The 15,892-nt window shown below is 70.0% G+C and carries 16 protein-coding genes and 1 tRNA gene; 4 read left to right on the top strand and 13 right to left on the bottom strand.

Annotation, left to right across the window (positions count from 1 at the left end; all coding sequences use genetic code 11):
* Window positions 1-46 precede the first annotated feature (46 nt).
* Genes E2F46_RS07250 through ccoN form a run of 5 tightly spaced genes read right to left on the bottom strand, consistent with a single transcriptional unit; the run spans window position 47 to window position 3,522 of the window.
* Window positions 47-343: a hypothetical protein gene (locus E2F46_RS07250; protein ID WP_133321418.1), complete on the bottom strand. Its 297-nt coding sequence runs from the start codon at window positions 341-343 to the stop codon at window positions 47-49.
* On the bottom strand, window positions 340-1,284 hold the full coding sequence (gene ccoP / locus E2F46_RS07245; protein ID WP_133321417.1) for a cytochrome-c oxidase, cbb3-type subunit III: 945 nt from the start codon (window positions 1,282-1,284) through the stop codon (window positions 340-342). The genes E2F46_RS07250 and ccoP overlap by 4 nt, the downstream gene beginning before the upstream one ends.
* Window positions 1,281-1,421 carry a cbb3-type cytochrome oxidase subunit 3 gene (locus E2F46_RS07240; RefSeq protein WP_133321416.1) on the bottom strand — a complete coding sequence of 47 codons (141 nt, stop codon included), beginning with the start codon at window positions 1,419-1,421 and terminating at the stop codon, window positions 1,281-1,283. The genes ccoP and E2F46_RS07240 overlap by 4 nt, the downstream gene beginning before the upstream one ends.
* The gene (ccoO, locus tag E2F46_RS07235) at window positions 1,418-2,050 is read right to left on the bottom strand and encodes a cytochrome-c oxidase, cbb3-type subunit II (protein ID WP_133321415.1); all 633 of its coding nucleotides are present in this window, start codon (window positions 2,048-2,050) and stop codon (window positions 1,418-1,420) included. Before ccoO ends, E2F46_RS07240 begins: the two co-directional genes overlap by 4 nt.
* Window positions 2,047-3,522: a cytochrome-c oxidase, cbb3-type subunit I gene (ccoN, locus tag E2F46_RS07230; protein WP_133321414.1), complete on the bottom strand. Its 1,476-nt coding sequence runs from the start codon at window positions 3,520-3,522 to the stop codon at window positions 2,047-2,049. The genes ccoO and ccoN overlap by 4 nt, the downstream gene beginning before the upstream one ends.
* Before the next feature lie 166 nt (window positions 3,523-3,688).
* Here ccoN and hemN point away from each other — a divergent pair, with 166 nt between their 5' ends.
* Window positions 3,689-5,104: an oxygen-independent coproporphyrinogen III oxidase gene (hemN, locus tag E2F46_RS07225; protein WP_133321413.1), complete on the top strand. Its 1,416-nt coding sequence runs from the start codon at window positions 3,689-3,691 to the stop codon at window positions 5,102-5,104.
* A gap of 40 nt (window positions 5,105-5,144) precedes the next feature.
* On the opposite strand, the gene E2F46_RS07220 is transcribed toward hemN, so the two are convergent.
* The 7 genes from E2F46_RS07220 to rnd form a co-directional block, all read right to left on the bottom strand.
* A complete protein-coding gene (locus E2F46_RS07220; RefSeq protein ID WP_133321412.1) occupies window positions 5,145-6,203 on the bottom strand; it encodes a patatin-like phospholipase family protein in 1,059 nt (352 codons plus the stop codon).
* Between the two features lie 77 nt (window positions 6,204-6,280).
* A complete protein-coding gene (locus E2F46_RS07215; protein ID WP_133321411.1) occupies window positions 6,281-6,928 on the bottom strand; it encodes a DUF2894 domain-containing protein in 648 nt (215 codons plus the stop codon).
* Window positions 6,918-7,565: an OmpA family protein gene (locus tag E2F46_RS07210; RefSeq protein WP_133321410.1), complete on the bottom strand. Its 648-nt coding sequence runs from the start codon at window positions 7,563-7,565 to the stop codon at window positions 6,918-6,920. Before E2F46_RS07210 ends, E2F46_RS07215 begins: the two co-directional genes overlap by 11 nt.
* Window positions 7,562-9,451 (bottom strand): DUF802 domain-containing protein, encoded by a 1,890-nt coding sequence (locus E2F46_RS07205; RefSeq protein ID WP_133321409.1) that lies wholly within the window; start codon window positions 9,449-9,451, stop codon window positions 7,562-7,564. The genes E2F46_RS07210 and E2F46_RS07205 overlap by 4 nt, the downstream gene beginning before the upstream one ends.
* Window positions 9,448-10,146, bottom strand: coding sequence for a DUF3348 family protein (locus E2F46_RS07200; protein WP_243720344.1), 699 nt, complete (start codon window positions 10,144-10,146; stop codon window positions 9,448-9,450). Before E2F46_RS07200 ends, E2F46_RS07205 begins: the two co-directional genes overlap by 4 nt.
* A gap of 175 nt (window positions 10,147-10,321) precedes the next feature.
* A tRNA-Ala gene (locus E2F46_RS07195) sits at window positions 10,322-10,397 on the bottom strand.
* A 12-nt stretch (window positions 10,398-10,409) separates the two neighbouring features.
* Window positions 10,410-11,537 (bottom strand): ribonuclease D, encoded by a 1,128-nt coding sequence (gene rnd, locus E2F46_RS07190; protein WP_133321407.1) that lies wholly within the window; start codon window positions 11,535-11,537, stop codon window positions 10,410-10,412.
* 112 nt (window positions 11,538-11,649) lie between these two features.
* On the opposite strand from rnd, the gene E2F46_RS07185 reads away from it, so the two are divergent.
* From E2F46_RS07185 to E2F46_RS07175, 3 genes are read left to right on the top strand one after another with little or no spacing between them, the layout of a single operon-like run.
* A complete protein-coding gene (locus E2F46_RS07185; protein WP_133321406.1) occupies window positions 11,650-13,491 on the top strand; it encodes a formylglycine-generating enzyme family protein in 1,842 nt (613 codons plus the stop codon).
* Between the two features lie 44 nt (window positions 13,492-13,535).
* Window positions 13,536-14,447: a M48 family metallopeptidase gene (locus tag E2F46_RS07180; RefSeq protein WP_133321405.1), complete on the top strand. Its 912-nt coding sequence runs from the start codon at window positions 13,536-13,538 to the stop codon at window positions 14,445-14,447.
* A 34-nt stretch (window positions 14,448-14,481) separates the two neighbouring features.
* A complete protein-coding gene (locus E2F46_RS07175; protein ID WP_133321404.1) occupies window positions 14,482-15,009 on the top strand; it encodes an STM3941 family protein in 528 nt (175 codons plus the stop codon).
* A gap of 15 nt (window positions 15,010-15,024) precedes the next feature.
* Here E2F46_RS07175 and phbB read toward each other — a convergent pair whose 3' ends face one another.
* Window positions 15,025-15,765: an acetoacetyl-CoA reductase gene (gene phbB / locus E2F46_RS07170; protein WP_133321403.1), complete on the bottom strand. Its 741-nt coding sequence runs from the start codon at window positions 15,763-15,765 to the stop codon at window positions 15,025-15,027.
* Window positions 15,766-15,892 lie beyond the last annotated feature (127 nt).

Below are 15,892 nucleotides of genomic sequence, written 5' to 3'. Positions count from 1 at the left end.
GGTGTGGAGGGTCATGGGGTATGTGGCCAAGGCTTGCCGCCAAGGCTCAGTCGTCCTGCAGCGGCCGGTTGTAGCGGCTTGCCGGGCGCAACAGGATCCAGGTGAACAGGCTCGACGATGCGGTCGCCAGCCAGAACGCGAAGAAGCCGACCGTGTAACCCCCTTGGCGGGTCAACGCCAGGCGCGGGAAGGTCATGTCGCGCAGTTCGAGCGGATCGACGAAGGCGAAGAACACCATCGTGCACACCCCGGCGGCGAAGAAGCTCGGCCACAGGATGGCGCCCACCCGCTGCGCCATGGGGCGTGGCGGGTGGTCGAAGCGCTTTTCGCCGGTATCGCTCATGGCGCGGCCGTCGATGCGGATGCGTCGGGCGGGTTGGACAGCGACCACACATACGCGGCGGCGAGGCGGGAACGGGTCTCGCCCAGCAGGCCGCGGTGCGCGGGCATCACGCCGTGCCGGCCCTGCATGATCGTGGCGCGGATGCCATCGAGCGACGACGGATACATGCTGTTGCGCGCGGTCAGGTCCGGTGCGCCAAGGTCCGGGTTTCCGTGCCCCTGCGGGCCATGGCACGCCACGCAGAGGCTGTCGAAGTACTTTTGCCCCATCGCGGCCATCTGGTCGGTACGCAGCGTCTGGCTCACGTCGGCCGTGCGCAACGCACGCACGTAGGCCGCAGTCTGGGTGACGGCGACGTCGCCGCCGATGCCGGTCAGCACCGTGCCCAGCGGCGGCATGATGCCTTCGCGGCCGTCGAGCACCGACTGCAGTACCTGTTCGGGGGTTCCGCCCCAGTTCCAGGTGTCGTCGGTGAGGTTGGGATAGCCCGGCGCGCCCTGCGCGGACGAGCCATGGCAGGCGGCGCACGTGTTGGCGAAGATCGAACGGCCGATCTCGCGCGCCTGAGGGTCCGCTGCCAGCTGGTCGATCGGACGGCCGGCGTACATGCGGAAGGTTTCTTCCAGCAGCGCATCGCGCCGTGCCTTGTCGGCATCGTGTTCGCCTGCCGACGTCCAGCCGCTGGCGCCGGCGAAATTGCCGAAGCCCGGGTACCACACCAGGTAGCCGATGCCGAAAACGATGGTGAGGTAGAACAGGTTGATCCACCACTTCGGCAATGGCTTGTTGTACTCGGTGAGATCGCCGTCCCAGACGTGGCTGGTGTCCTCCGGCCTGGGGTCGCCCGGGCGGCGCCTGGCTGTCCACCACAGCAGCCAGACGCAGCCCGCGACATTCAGCAGCACCAGTGCGATCACGTACCACGACCATGCATGGCTCATGGCGCGTGCTCCTCGTCGTTGGACAGCGGCAGCTGCGCGGCTGCCTCGAAATCGGATTTCCGCCGCGGGCTCCACGCCCAGATCCATCCACCGATGAAGCACAGCAGCAGGACGGCAGTGACGATGCCGGAGATCATTGCGTGGCCCCCCCTTCCTTCGGCGCGTGGCGCCCCAGTCCCTGCAGGTACGCCACCATCGCGTCCAGCTCGGTCTTGCCCACCAGCGCTTCCGGCGCACTGGCGATGTCTTCGTCGGTGTAGGGGTCGCCCAGGCGCTGCAGTGCGCGCATGCGGCGCACGATCTGCTCGCGGTCCAGTGCGCGCCGGGCCAGCCAGGGGTACGCCGGCATGTTGGATTCCGGCACGACGTCGCGCGGATTGGTCAGGTGCACCCGGTGCCACTCGTCCGAATAGCGGCCCCCGACGCGCGCCAGGTCCGGCCCGGTGCGCTTGCTGCCCCACTGGAAGGGGCGGTCGTAGACCGATTCGCCGGCCAGCGAATAGTGACCGTAGCGTTCGGACTCGAAGCGCAGCGTGCGCACCATCTGCGAGTGGCAGTTGTAGCAGCCTTCGCGCACGTAGACGTCGCGTCCGGCGAGCTCGAGCGGCCGATAGGGTTCCACGCCCGGCAGCGGTTCGATGGCTTCGGCCTGGTACATCAGCGGCACGATCTCGGCGAGGCCGCCGAACGACACCACCACCGCGATCAGGATCGCCATGAGGCCGACGTTCTTCTCGACCTTCTCATGCGCGTTGTTGCCGCTCATGCCTGTGCTCCTGCGCGGGCCGTGGCGGGCATCACGGCGTGGTGGGGGTCGGGAGGCAGCGCCGGCTGGTCGGCCGGCACGGCGCTGGACTGCTGGTAGGTCTTCCACACGTTCCAGGCCATCAGCAACATGCCGCCCAGCACCACCACGCCGCCGGCCAGGCGCACCAGGTAGTAGGGATAGGTGGCGTTGAGCGACTCGACGAAGGTGTAGGTGAGCGTGCCGTCGTCGTTGGTGGCGCGCCACATCAGGCCCTGCATCACGCCGGCGATCCACATCGAGGCGATGTACAGCACCACGCCAATGGTGTGTACCCAGAAATGGATGTCGATCCACTTGGTCGAGTACATCTCGCGCAGGCCGAGCATCCGCGGGAGCAGCGAGTAGATGGAGCCAATCGAGATCATCGCCACCCAGCCCAGCGCGCCGGCGTGCACGTGGCCGACGGTCCAGTCGGTGTAGTGGGACAGCGAGTTGACCGTCTTGATCGACATCATCGGCCCCTCGAAGGTCGCGATCATGTAGAAACTCAGCGCGACGATCAGGAACTTGAGGATCGGGTCGGTGCGCAGTTTGTGCCACACGCCCGACAGGGTCATGATGCCGTTGATCGCGCCGCCCCAGCTGGGCGCCAGCAGGATCAGCGAGAACACCATGCCCAGCGACTGCGCCCAGTCCGGCAGCGCGGTGTACTGCAGGTGGTGCGGGCCCGCCCACATGTAGACCGCGATCAGCGCCCAGAAGTGCACGATCGACAGCCGGTAGGAGTAGATCGGGCGGCCCGCCTGCTTGGGGACGTAGTAGTACATCATCCCCAGGAAGCCCGCGGTCAGGAAGAAGCCGACCGCATTGTGGCCGTACCACCACTGCACCATCGCGTCGACCGCGCCGGTGTAGGCGGAGTAGGAGTGCAGCAGGCTGGACGGCATCGCGATGCTGTTGACGATGTGCAGCAGCGCCACCGCGATGATGAAGGCCGCGAAGAACCAGTTGGCCACGTAGATGTGCTTGACCTTGCGGATCGCGATGGTGCCGAGGTACAGCACCGCGTAGGCCACCCAGACCACCGCGATCAGGATGTCGATCGGCCAGATCAGTTCGGCGTACTCCTTGCCCTGGGTGAGCCCCAGCGGCAGGGTGATGGCGGCCAGCACGATCACCAGCTGCCAGCCCCAGAACACGAAGGCGGCCAGCTTGTCCGACAGCAGCCGCACGTGGCAGGTGCGCTGCACCACGTGCAGGCTGGTGGCGAACAGCGCGGAGCCGCCGAAGGCGAAGATCACCGCGTTGGTGTGCAGCGGCCGCAGCCGGCCATAGCCCAGCCACTCGATGCCGCGGGTCAGGTCGGGCCAGTACAGCTGCGCGGCGATGACCACGCCCACCAGCATCCCGACGATGCCCCAGGCCACGGTCATCACGGCGAACTGCCGGACCACCTTGTCGTTGTACGTGCCCTCGATGGCGTGCTGCATCGGGTGTTCCCCAGGTTTCGACGGGGGGATGCTAGGCAGGCACGCACGGTTTGTACTTGATCCAGATCAACGCCCTGCCGCCGCCGCCATGCCAGCGTTGTTCACCGCCTGCGAGGCCTTGATCGAGGTCAACGCGCGGAAAGCGGCCCGCCGCGAGACTCTGGCCATGGACAGCGCATCTACCAGTATCCCCACCCCCGCCGCGGATTGGACCTTCGACACCGACCTGTTGCGTCGCTACGACGGTCCGGGTCCGCGCTATACCTCGTACCCCACTGCGCCCAGTTTCGATCCGGCCTTCGGCGAAGATGGCTACCGCCGTGCGGTGGCGCGGGGCAACGTGCGCGCCACGCCGCTGTCGCTCTACGTCCATGTCCCGTTCTGCAACAGCCCGTGCTTCTACTGCGGCTGCAACCGCGTGGTCACGCGCGACAACACCCGTGGGCTGGACTACGTGGACCGGCTGCTGCGCGAAGTGGCGATGGTCGCGCCCCTGTTCGACAGGGGACGGCAGGTGGTGCAGCTGCACCTGGGTGGCGGGACGCCCAACTTCCTGCGCCCGGCGCTGCTGGAGAGGCTGGTGGACGGATTGGGCCGGCGCTTCGGCTTCAGCGCCACCCCCGGACGCGACTTCTCGATCGAACTGGACCCTCGCCACGTGACCGCGGACGACATCGCGATGCTCTCGGCGATCGGGTTCAACCGCACCAGCCTGGGCGTGCAGGACTTCGATCCGGCGGTGCAACTGGCGATCAATCGCGAGCAGGGCGTGGACGACACGCTCGAGATCATCGATGCCTGCCGTCGTTATGGCATGCGTTCGGTCAACGTCGACCTGATCTACGGACTGCCGAAGCAGACGCTGTCCGGCTTCTCCCACACGCTGGACACCGTGGTCGCCGCGCGTCCCGACCGCCTGGCGATCTACGGCTACGCGCACATGCCGCAGTTGTTCCGCGCCCAGCGGCAGATCCGCGATGAGGACCTGCCTGGGCCGGAGGGGCGCCTGGCACTGCTGGGCATGGCGGTGGAGCGGCTATCGGCCGCAGGCTACGAGTACATCGGCATGGACCACTTCGCCCTGCCGGACGATGCGCTGGCCCGCGCGCGACGGGAGGGCGGGCTGCATCGCAACTTCATGGGCTACACCACCCATGCCGATACCGATCTCGTGGGCCTGGGAGTGAGCGCGATCAGCCGCATCGGCGACAGCTTCAGCCAGAACCAGCGCGACCTGACGGCGTGGGAGGCGATGGTGGATGCCGGGCGGCAACCGCTGTGGCGCGGACTGTGCATGGACGCGGACGACCTGCTGCGGGCCGACGTGATCCAGCAGCTGATGTGCCGCGGCGAGATCGACATCGGCGACATCGAGCGACGCCACGGCATCGCGTTCCCGGCCTACTTCAGCGACGCGCTGGCGGCACTGCAGCCGCTGCAGGCCGATGGCCTGGTGGATTGCTGCGGCGACCGCATCGTCGCCACGGCGCGGGGCCGCGCGCTGCTGCGGGTGATCGCGATGCGTTTCGACCGCTATCTCGCCACCCCGACGGGGCAAGGCGGGTATTCGCGCGCGGTCTAGGGACTTTCCGGCCAGGGCCAGCCGTGCATGCCCCCCGCGATCAACCGCAGGGCCGGTCGCGCGCGAACGGATTGAGCCGGCGCACCCAGCTGTCGCCGCAGTTGATGTCCCGGGGTGCAGGTTCGACGACGGGGGCGGCGGCTTCGGCTGCGCGTTGCGCGGTTTCGCGGCGGCTGCGTTCGGCCTGGGCGATCGCGGTACGGATCTGCGGCAGCGCCGCCAGCGCGGCGCGTTCGCCTTCGAGGATCGCGGCATTGCGCTGCTGGAAGCTGACCGGGCCGATGTCGTTGACCTGCGGGCGGATCACCACCTCGGCGCGCGCCAGCTCCTGGCGGCCGAGGGTCTGGCCCATGATCATGATCGACTGGTTGACGATGCCGGCCATGCCGGTGGGCGTGTTGCCCGCGGCCTTGCTGGAGATGTCCACGGCGATGACGAGGTCGGCGCCGAGCTGGCGCGCGGCGTCCACCGGCACCGGGCTGACCACGCCGCCGTCGACATAGCTGCGCTCACCGATGCGGACGGGTTCGAACACGCCCGGCACGCTGCTCGACGCGCGCACCGCCTGCCCGGTGTTGCCGCGCACGAACACCACGCGATCGCCGGTGTCCAGGCGCGTGGCCACCGCGGCGAACGGCTTGCGCATGCGCTCGATCGGCAGGCGGTTGATCTCGGTGTTGATGTAGTCCTCCAGCGCCTGCCCGCGCACCAGCCCGCCGGAAAACAGTCGCACGTCGCGCAGGCTGGATTCGTCCAGCGCCACCGCGCGTTCCTGCATGCGGAACGCGTCCATGCCGCTGGCGTAGAACGCGCCGACCACGCTGCCGGCGCTGGTGCCGGAGACCACGTCGACCTGGATGCCGTTGGCCTCCAGCATCTTGATCACACCGATGTGGGCAAAGCCCTTGGCCGCGCCGCCGCCCAGCGCGAGGCCGATGCGCAGGGGCGGCAACGCGGGCGCGGGCGCGGGTGTCACCACCACCGGCGCCAGCAGGGTGTCGCTGCGCGTGGTGGCGTCGCGTCCGCCGCAGGCGGCCAGCAACACCATCAGGCAGGCGAGGGCGGTGGCGGGTAGCCGGGGCAGGCGGGCAAGGATCATGCGGGCAAGGGATGGCGACAGGGTGGGCGGCAGCATAGCGGGCGGCGCCCTGTCGGCAGCTGAAGCCGGCGGCGGGCTCAGCCAGCCTTGCGCGACTTGCGCTTGCGCGACGGCTTCGCGCCATCGCCTTGCACGGCGCCGTTGCGGGCGTGGTCGTCCAGCCACGCCAATGCATCCATGTAGGAGACGAAGTGCTGGAGGTAGCCGGGCGAGAGCGCCTGCATGCGCGCCAGCATCCGGTGCACCAGGCGGCTGGAATTGAGCGGCCCGGCGTCTTCGGCCGTCTGTTGCAATGACTGCTGCAGCTGGCTGCGGGCGCGCACGCCGGACCAGGCGCGACGGGCTTCGGCCAGTGCATGCGCGGCCGGCGAGTTGGAGGGCGCGGTCGCGGCGCCGGCTTCGGCTTCTGCGGCAGCGTTTGCCTCGGGATCGTCGCGCGCAAGGCGGGCCAGCAGGCTGGCGAGTGCATCGTCGGCCAAAGCATCGGCGTCGCGGGTCGCCTGCATGTCGCGTGCCGCAGCCACGGCGGCGTCGATGGCAGGGGCGTGGGTCGCGACCAACACGTCGAGCCGCTGCGCAAGCAGGGTGCGCGTCTCGCCGACGTGCTGCGGCAGCCGCTCGGCCATCGCGCGCAACAGGTGGAACGGCAGCGGTGCCAGCCGTTCGGCGCCGGCATCGCGCCACTGCGCGAGGCGGGCTTCGAGATCGCGCGCGTCAGCGGACATCGTCGGCCTGCGCCACTTGCCGCGTGCGTGGCACCGGCGCCAGTTCCACGCGGCGGTTGCGTGCGCGGCCGGCGTCGTCGGCGTTCGATGCCAGCGGCTGCTCGGCGCCGAACGCCGCGGCGAACACCGCGCCCGAAGGCACGCCGTCGGCGACCAGCGCGCGGGTCACGGTCAGCGCGCGCTGCGCGGACAGTTCCCAGTTGTCGGCATAGCGGCGGTTGCCGTCGTGGATCGGCTGGTCGTCGGTGAAGCCGCTGACCATCAGGATCTCGTCGCGTGCCTGCAGGTACTCCGCCAATGGCCCGGCCAGGCTTCGAAGCAGCGTCTCGCCTTCGGGCTGCAGGCGGTCGGAGTTCAGCGCGAACAGCACGCTGCCGTGGATGCCGATGCGGCCATCGACCAGGGTGATGCGTCCCGCCGCCAGCGGTGCGGCCAAGGCCTGTTCCAGCGCCTGCCGCTGCTGTTGTTCGGCCTGGCGCTGGCGCGTCTCCTCGACCAGCTTGAGTTCGAGATGCAGTTGCACGCCGATCACGCCGACCAGGATCAGCACGAAGGCGCCCAGCAGCACCGCCATCAGGTCGCCGAATGCCGGCCACACCGGCGCGATCGCGCCGGCGTCCTCGCCCTCGGGATTCATGCTGCTTCCGCCCGGTCGTCGCTGGATTGCGCGTGCAGGCGCTGCAGGTCGGCGATCACCTGGCGCTGGGTCAGCAGGCTGAGGTCGATGACCTCGCGTGCCTGCGCCACGTAGTAGGCCAGCTGCTGGTCGCTGCGCGCGGTGGACTTGTCCAGCGCCGCCTCGACGCGCTGCAGGCGCTCTGCCAGCTGCTGGTTGGCGTCGCCGAACACCTGCACCGCCGCGCCGAACGCGTCGCCGAGGCTGGCGACCTCGTTCGCGCCCGCGGCGACTTCGGCGGAGACCTGCGCCAGCGCCTGCGTGCCGGCCTGCACCTGCGCATCGAAGCGCGCGCCCAGGCGTTCGAGCATGTCGCCGGACGTGGCGACCAGCGCATCCACCGCGGCGCGCTGCTCGGTGGACGCCAGGTTCACCGATTCCAGCAAGGTGCCGAGGGTTTCGACCAGGCGCGTGCGCTCTTCCAGCATCGCGGTGTCGCGCGCCATGCTGTCGGACAGCGCCTGGCGCAGTTCGCCGATGACTTCGGCGGCCACGCGCGGCGCTTCGGACGCCGCCTGCGCCAGGCCTGCGATCTCGGCGAGGGTGCTGGCGGCGTGCGACTGCGATTGCGCGACGATGTCGTTGGCGGTGGTCTCGAGCGTGGCGCACACCGCCTGCGTGGCTTGGGCGGCCATCGCATCGTGCGCGGCCTGCTGCTGCGCGAGGGCATCGCGCCAGGTGTCGGCGACGCTGGACACGTTGGCATCGAGGCGCGCGGACACGGCATCGACCAGCGCCTGCGAACGTTGTTCGAAGCGATCGGCGAAGGCCTGCAGCGCCTGCTGCAGGTCCTGGGCCAGCGTGGCGTTGGAGGCGTGCTGTGCATCCACGGCGCCTTGCCAGCGCGCGGACAGCGCGGCGACGGCGGTGTCGAGGCTTTCCGTGGTGGCCGCCACCTGGCGATCCACGGACTGGCTGACGTGCGCATGCAGGGCGGATTGTTCGCTGGCCAGCGTGGCCATCGTGGAGGCGACGACCGGCTGCAGCGCCGCGCCGGCGGCGCGTGCACTGTCGGCGGCGCCTTGCCGCAATGCGTCGGCAACGGTGGTACCCAACTGCTGGTGGAAGTGGTCGGTGCGCGCGTGGAAGGCGTCCTGCTGCGCCAGCAGGCGCGCATGCGTCGCCTCGCCCTGTCGCTCCACGGCGGACACCATCGCCTGCAGCTGCGCCACCAGTGCCGGCATCAGTTCGGCCTGTTGCTGCAACAGCAGCAGGGTCTGTTCGCGCTGGTGTGCCGGCGTGTGCGGGCGCAGCGCCGATGCGGCGAGGGCGTCGAGGCGCTGCACCGCCGTTTGCCGTTCGCGGCGGCACAGCGTGGCCAGCAGGCCGAGCATGGCCGACGCGGCCACGCCCGCGATCGAAGCGCCGAAGGCAAAACCCAGCCCCTTCACCGGCGCGGCCAGCGAATCGCGCACCGCCTGCAGGTCGGTGGCGGTTTCCAGCGCCATGCCGGTGCCGCGCAGGGTCAGCATCATGCCCAGCAGGGTGCCCAGCATGCCCAGCAGCACCAGCAGGCCGACGAGGTACGGCGTGAGCATCGGCGCGGGCAAGGCCGCGCGTTCGCCTTCGATGCGCTGGCGCGTGGCGGTGCGCAGGCCTGGGTCGAGGCGCTGCAGCCAGCCATCGAGATCGTTGGTCGCAGCGTCGGCATTGTCCACCACCTGCAACAGGGTGGCGGTCGCCGCGCGATAACGATGCAGCTCGAGGGCGCCGGCCAGATAGCCGCCGGCGATCACCAGGGTCACGACGAACGCGACCGGACTGGTGGTGGCGAAACCGATGGCGATCCAGCACACCACGGCAAGGCCGACGGCGAACACGACGTGGAAGGGGAGATTGCGGCTCATGGGGTCAACGGTCCATGTTGGCGAAGCGCTGCCAGCAGCCCTTCGATGGGTTGGAAACGCACATCCAGTTCGGCGTGCAACAGGTCGCGCAGGTCACGCAGGAAGGTGGTGGGCCAGTCGCTGCCGGCCGACGCGGGAAGGGACACGGGGATGGCGTCCGTGTCCCGGGGCGGATCGGTCTCCGACTGCGGGCCCGCGCCGTCGCCGCGCAGGCGCGCGGCATGGTTGGCGAGCAGGGTGGGGATGCCGTCCAGCAGTGCCTGCTCGCGGGGACTCAGCAGGCCTTCCATCACGACATCCAGCTCGGCCAGTTGCGCCATGTCGGCAGATTGGCTGCGGACGCATTCGCGCGTGCGGTCGCGCAGGCGGCCGGTGCCGGCCTGCAGCCTGCGCTGCAGTTCGATGTACTGGCGGATCAGCGGCGCCGCGTCGTCGATCCCGGCCGCGTCCGCGGGCAGGTCGAGTGCGTCGATGGCCCGGGCGAAGGATTCGCGCGCCTGGCGGGATTCGTCTTCGACCGGGGGCGAAGACGATGCGGAGGCCTCGGCGCGGCCCGTTCCAGGTCCGGGCGCAACGGCCGTGTCCAGCACGCGCGCCAGTGCCACGGCACGGCGCCAGTCCAGCCATTCCCCCAGGCGCTGTGACAGCGACGCACCGGCTTCGGCATGGGCGACGTCGGACAGTCGCGACGCCATTCGGATGAACGTGGGGCCGGCGAGCGGCACCCGATGGGAAACTTCCAGCATGCGTGGCCAGGCAGCGATCCCGCGACAGGCCAGCGGCGCCAGCGCAACGAGGCGGCCCGGCCGTCCCGGGGATCGAAAGGGGACATGAAAAACCCCGGGAAGCATGGCTTCCCGGGGTCGGGATTGGTGGAGCCAGGGAGGATCGAACTCCCGACCTCGTCATTGCGAACGACGCGCTCTCCCAGCTGAGCTATGGCCCCGTGCGAACGCGATTATACGGGCGCGTCCGGGCTGCCGCCAGCCGCGGCCAGCAATGGCGACAGGGCCGGTTCCAGCTGCTGGCGCCGCCAACCCCCGAGCACGCCGGGCCAGTCCTCGCCATCCATCAACGTCTCCAGCCAGCGGCGCGAAGCGAGCACGCCATCGGGCAGGCCCAGCTCGGCGCTGCGTGCGGCCACGGCCTCCTGCAACTTGCGCAATACCCGTTTGTCGCGCTCCTCGGTGCGCATCCCGGGCGCATCTGCCTCGTCGGGTAGCGGTGCGTTCAGCGCGTCCCAGATCTTCCCGGCCAGCTTGTGCGGCGCCTTGGGCGAACGTTCGAACAGCGTGCGCAGCGCTTGCGGGCTGTCCGGTGCCTCGCGTGCCAGCGTGGTGGCCAGTTCGTTGTCGAGGATCCAGCTGCGCGGGCGATCGCTGTCGCGGGCGTGCGCTTCGCGCCAACGCAGCAGGCGCAGCAGGCGGCGCTGCGCATCGATGTCCAGGTATTGCGAGGACCGCATCGACAGGTGCGGCCAGCGTTCGCCGTCGTCGTCGCGCGCGTTCGCGACCATCCGCGCGCAGTCCTCGTCGAACCACGTGCGGCGGCCGCTCGCGTCCAGCTTCTTCGACAGCGCGTCGTGCAGCGTGAACAGGTGGCGCACGTCGTCGGCGGCGTACTCCAGCTGCGACGGCGACAGCGGGCGGCGCATCCAGTCGGAGCGGGTCTCGCCCTTGGGCACGGTCACGCCGGCGATGTCCTGCACCAGCCGCTGGTAGCCGGTGCCCGCACCCACGCCAACCAGCGCGGCGGCCACCTGGGTGTCGAACAACGGCGCAGGCACGGCATTGCAGGCGCGGCGCAGCGCGATCAGGTCCTCGCTGGCGCTGTGCATCACCTTTTCGATGGTCGGATCGAGCAGCACATCGCGCAGCGCTGCGTCGATCCCGGGCGCAAGCGCGTCGACCAGCAGGATGTTCGGGGCACCCTGGTCGGCGTCGATCGCGATCTGCACCAGCGCCAGCTGCGGCCAGTAGGTGCGCTCGCGGATGAATTCGGTATCCAGCCCGATGCGGGTGCCGGCGTTGGCCAGATGTGAACGGAGTTCGGTGGGGTCTTCGACCCAGGGGGCAGGTAACGACATGGGGCCAGCGTAGCGGGTGCCGCGGCGCGGTGGCAATGCGATGCGTGGCGCCCGCCATCATCTCGCGCGTGTTGGCGCGGTGGCTTAATCTGCACGCGTGGACCGATGCAAGATGAATCGATGGGCGTGGAGTGCGCTGCTGCTGGCCGTGCTGTGCTCGGCGTGCGGGCGCGACGACGCGGCACCCGATGCCGACGCGGCGAGCGAACGCCAGCGCGACGGCAGCGTGACCATCAGCGGCGACGACAGCCTCGCCGACAGCCTGACCTGGCGCATTCCGCCTGTGGCCATTGCCGAAGGCGAGGAGCGCGACGCCCTGCAGCGGGCGCAAGCGTCACTGGAGGAGGGGCGCCTGTTCGAGGACGCAGACGCCGCCATCCCGCTTCTGCTGGAACTGCGCAACTGGCCCGACCAGGCGCGCGCGGCCGAACAGGCGCTGGAGCGCGCGCTGCGCCGGCTGCCGGTGGAGGGCGACCGGGCGCTGGCCGATGCCGATGAAGACATCGACGCATTGCGCCGCGCGCAGCGCATCGCGGCGGTGGCGCGTACGGTGCGTGCGCACGACGAAGCCGTGCTCGCCTACCTGGAGCGGGTGGACGCCGCCGAGCAGGCCTGGCAGCTGAACGTCGATGGCGAGCGGGCCTTCGCCGAAGGACGGCTTGGCGAGGACGGGCAGGGCGCGCTGGCCCTCTTCCGCGCCGCGGAGAAGGCGCGACCCGGGCAGGCGCGCGCGCGGCAGAACATCGCCGCGGTCGAGAGCGCGATGATCCGCCGCGCCGAGATCGCGGCCGAAGCCTACGATTTCACGCTTGCCCAGCGCTGGCTGGCGCACGCCAACGAAGTGCGGCCCGAGGATGATGTCGGCACGGTGACGGATGCGCGCGGTCGCATCGAGCGCCTGCGCGCCGCGCGCATCGTGCGCCTGCGTGACCTGGGGCTGGAAGCGTTGCCCCGGCTCAACGGCGTCAACGTCGCCCGCGGCCACCTGGCCGAACTGCTGCGCATCGCGCGCCCCGGCGATCCAGCGGCGTCGGAACTGCGCGAGCGCATCGACCTGTCGGTGCACTACGGGCTGTACGGTCCGGGCCAAGTGTTCACCGACGCGCTGAAGGGGGGCGGACGCGGCCCGCAGATGGCGGTGGTGCCGCATGGTGCGTTTACGTTGGGCGCGCCTGCGGACGAGGTGGACTCCAGCGACAACGAGCGCCCGCAACACGCCATCCGCTTCGAGCGCGGGTTCGCGCTGGCCATCCATGAGGTGACGGTGGGCGAGTTCCGCCGCTTCATCGCCGCCACCGGCCACCAGACCCGCGCCGAGCGCCGCGGTTATTCCATGCCTTACGACGAGCGCAGCAACAACTTCGTACGCCGCAGCGGCGTGGACTGGCGTTCCGACTATCGTGGCCAGCCTGCGGCCGACGACCTGCCGGTCCTGCATGTCAGCGCACGCGACGCCGCTGCCTACGCCGAGTGGCTGGCGGCGCAGACGGGCCATCGCTACCGCCTGCCCAGCGAGGCCGAGTTCGAGTACGCACTGCGCGCGGGCGGACAAGGGCGTTACCCGTGGGGTGGCGGCAATCCGCCCGAGCGAGCGGGCAACTTCACCGGCGCGCTGGATCGCTCTCCCGGCGGGCGCACCTGGACCCACGCCTTCGCGGGCTACGGCGACGGGCACTGGGGCCCGGCGCCGATCGGCAGCTTCCAGCCCAACGCGTGGGGACTGCACGACCTGGCCGGCAACGTCAGCGAATGGGTGGCCGATTGCTGGCATGATAATTACCGTCGCGCGCCCGGCGACGGCTCGGCCTGGGTCAACCCGGGCTGCCGCGACCAGGTGATCCGCGGCGGTTCGTGGTCCAGTTCGCCGGCGCAGACGCGATCGGCCTGGCGCGCACCGGCGCAGGTGGATACGACGAATGCCAAGGTCGGGTTCCGCGTGGCGCGGGACCTGTAGCGGTTCGATGGAGTGACGGTCCCTGCGGGGACGGGAGGCGGCAGGTGCGACAGGATCCGTTCGGCGGCAGGCGCGACCCGCAGGGCACGCGCCGGCGTGGCTTCAATCCCCGGTTGCTCATCCTGCTGCTGTTCGCCGGCTACGGGGCGTTCTACTGGATCAGCAACCGCACCGTCGATCCCTACACCGGCGAGAAGGTACTGATCGACCAGTCCATCGGCATCGAGGACGAGAAGGCGCTGGGCCTGCAGGCCTACGAGGAGATCCTGCGCCAGGAGCGTCCGGTCGATCCCGATTCGCCGATCGCCCGGGAAGTGCGCACCATCGCGCAGCGGCTGATCGCCAAGGTGCCGCAGGTGGCCAACGCCATCGCCGCCGAGCGTGGCACGCAGATGGCACCGATCTGGGAGGGCTTCGACTGGGACGTCAACGTCATCCAGTCCGACCAGGCCAATGCCTTCTGCCTGCCGGGGGGCAAGATGGCGGTCTACACAGGCCTGATCCCGGTGGCGCAGAACGCCGATGCCGTCGCGGTGGTGATGGGGCATGAAATCGCCCACGCCTTGCTGCGGCACGGGGCGCAACGCATGTCGCAGCAGAAGCTCACCCAGATCGGCCAGATGGCCGGCGCGATGAGCGGGATGGACCCGCAGCAACAGCAGATGGTGATGGCGGCGATGGGCTACGGTTACCTGCTGCCGTACGCGCGGCAGCATGAAACGCAGGCCGATGAGGTCGGGCTGATGCTGGCCGCCGCCGCCTGCTACGACCCGCGCGAGGCGGTGCCGCTGTGGCAGCGCATGGGCGCCGCCAGCGGCGGACAGGCGCCACCGGAGTTCTCGTCCACGCACCCCAACCCCGGCACCCGCATCCAGAACCTCGAAGCCTTGATGCCGCGGGCGCTGGAATACCGGCAGAAGTTCTGCGAGCAGGCGGGCGCGGCGGGGCAACCATGATGCGCGCCGATCGCGCTTCCGCATTGGCGGCGGCATGATCGATGCCGGTGGTGTCGGCGCCGATGCGGATGCCCTGCATCTGAAGCCCTCCCGATGGAGGTTGTTGCTGTTGCTCGCCGGCAGTCTCGGGTTCGTCGCCCTGGGCGTGCTGTTGGTGCGCGAGGGAGAGGCCTGGGTCGCCTGGTCCTGCATCGTGTTCTTCGGCCTGTGTGCCCTGGTGGCGATCGTCAGCCTGTTGCCGGGTGCCGGCGGCTTGTGGCTCGACGCGCAGGGGTTCAAGGTGCGATCGCTGTACCGCACCTGGTCCGTGCGCTGGCAGGATGTCGCCGGTTTCCATCCCGCGCGCATCGGGCCGAACCGGATGGTCTGCTGGGACTATGCGCCTGGCTACCGGCCGCAGCAGCGCATCCGGCGATTTTCGCGCGGCGTGGCAGGCGCGGAGGCTGCGTTGCCGGAAAGCTATGGCATGCAGGTGGACGCATTGGCTGTGCTGCTCGAGCGCTGGCGGCTACGGCACGCGCAGCACGGTGTCGATGCCGGCGACTCCAGGGGCATCCAATGAATCGTGCCGTGCGGTTCAGTAATCCATGAACAAACCGCCGTTGACGGGCAGGTTCGCGCCGGTGATGTAACCGGCATCGTCGGCAGTGAGGAAGGCGACGGCGCGCGCGATGTCGTTCGGCTGGCCGAGGCGGCCGACGGGGATCTGCGACTGCGTGCGTTCGCGCACCGCATCGGGCATGGCGCGGGTCATCGGGGTCTCGATGTAGCCCGGCGAAACGCTGTTGACGGTGACGCCCTTGGTGGCGGTCTCGCGCGCCAGCGACATGGTGAAGCCGTGCAGCCCGGCCTTGGCGGCGGCGTAGTTGGCCTGGCCGAAGTTGCCGGACTGGCCGCTGACCGAGCTGATGTTGACGATGCGGCCGAAGCCGCGCTCGATCATGCCGTCGATACTGTGCCGGCACAGGTTGAACGCGCTGCCGAGGTTCACGTCGAGCACCTGCTGCCACTGCTCGGGCGCCATCTTGCGCAGCGTGGAATCGCGGGTGATGCCGGCGTTGTTGACCACGATGTCCAGCGCGCCGAAGTGCTGCGCCACGTCGCGCACGAAGGCCGCGCAGGCGTCGAAACTCGACACGTCCAGCGGCATCACGTGGATGTCGAGGCCGTCGACGTCGCGCTGGAAGCGCGCTATGCGATCGGCATCGCCGGGCAGGTCCGCGGCGATGACCGTGCGGCCGTCGCGGGCCAGGGCGATGCAGATGGCGGACCCCAGTCCACCGATGCCGCCGGTCACGACGGCCACGCGCTTGCTCATCTCGTCACGCTCCCCTGGCAGGCATCGCCCGCGGTCGTGCGGCCGGCAGGGCCGCGCCACGGGCACAGGTATCGATCAATCGGGATGCGGCGCACGCGATGCGGGCGCCGCCGGCCAAGCGCGCGCG

Source organism: Luteimonas aestuarii, assembly GCF_004357985.1.
GTDB lineage: Bacteria > Pseudomonadota > Gammaproteobacteria > Xanthomonadales > Xanthomonadaceae > Luteimonas > Luteimonas aestuarii.
The sequence above is the reverse complement of the archived record's forward strand: the minus strand, read 5'-3'. Positions and strand labels throughout refer to the sequence as shown.

Bases quoted from the DNA above. Each gene is read 5' to 3' on its own strand.
- E2F46_RS07250 (WP_133321418.1), bottom strand. From the start codon at position 343: ATGAGCGATACCGGCGAAAAGCGCTTCGACCACCCGCCACGCCCCATG.
- ccoP (WP_133321417.1), bottom strand. From the start codon at position 1,284: ATGAGCCATGCATGGTCGTGGTACGTGATCGCACTGGTGCTGCTGAAT.
- E2F46_RS07240 (WP_133321416.1), bottom strand. From the start codon at position 1,421: ATGATCTCCGGCATCGTCACTGCCGTCCTGCTGCTGTGCTTCATCGGT.
- ccoO (WP_133321415.1), bottom strand. From the start codon at position 2,050: ATGAGCGGCAACAACGCGCATGAGAAGGTCGAGAAGAACGTCGGCCTC.
- ccoN (WP_133321414.1), bottom strand. From the start codon at position 3,522: ATGCAGCACGCCATCGAGGGCACGTACAACGACAAGGTGGTCCGGCAG.
- hemN (WP_133321413.1), top strand. From the start codon at position 3,689: ATGGACAGCGCATCTACCAGTATCCCCACCCCCGCCGCGGATTGGACC.
- E2F46_RS07220 (WP_133321412.1), bottom strand. From the start codon at position 6,203: ATGATCCTTGCCCGCCTGCCCCGGCTACCCGCCACCGCCCTCGCCTGC.
- E2F46_RS07215 (WP_133321411.1), bottom strand. From the start codon at position 6,928: ATGTCCGCTGACGCGCGCGATCTCGAAGCCCGCCTCGCGCAGTGGCGC.
- E2F46_RS07210 (WP_133321410.1), bottom strand. From the start codon at position 7,565: ATGAATCCCGAGGGCGAGGACGCCGGCGCGATCGCGCCGGTGTGGCCG.
- E2F46_RS07205 (WP_133321409.1), bottom strand. From the start codon at position 9,451: ATGAGCCGCAATCTCCCCTTCCACGTCGTGTTCGCCGTCGGCCTTGCC.
- E2F46_RS07200 (WP_243720344.1), bottom strand. From the start codon at position 10,146: ATGGCGTCGCGACTGTCCGACGTCGCCCATGCCGAAGCCGGTGCGTCG.
- rnd (WP_133321407.1), bottom strand. From the start codon at position 11,537: ATGTCGTTACCTGCCCCCTGGGTCGAAGACCCCACCGAACTCCGTTCA.
- E2F46_RS07185 (WP_133321406.1), top strand. From the start codon at position 11,650: ATGAATCGATGGGCGTGGAGTGCGCTGCTGCTGGCCGTGCTGTGCTCG.
- E2F46_RS07175 (WP_133321404.1), top strand. From the start codon at position 14,482: ATGATCGATGCCGGTGGTGTCGGCGCCGATGCGGATGCCCTGCATCTG.
- phbB (WP_133321403.1), bottom strand. From the start codon at position 15,765: ATGAGCAAGCGCGTGGCCGTCGTGACCGGCGGCATCGGTGGACTGGGG.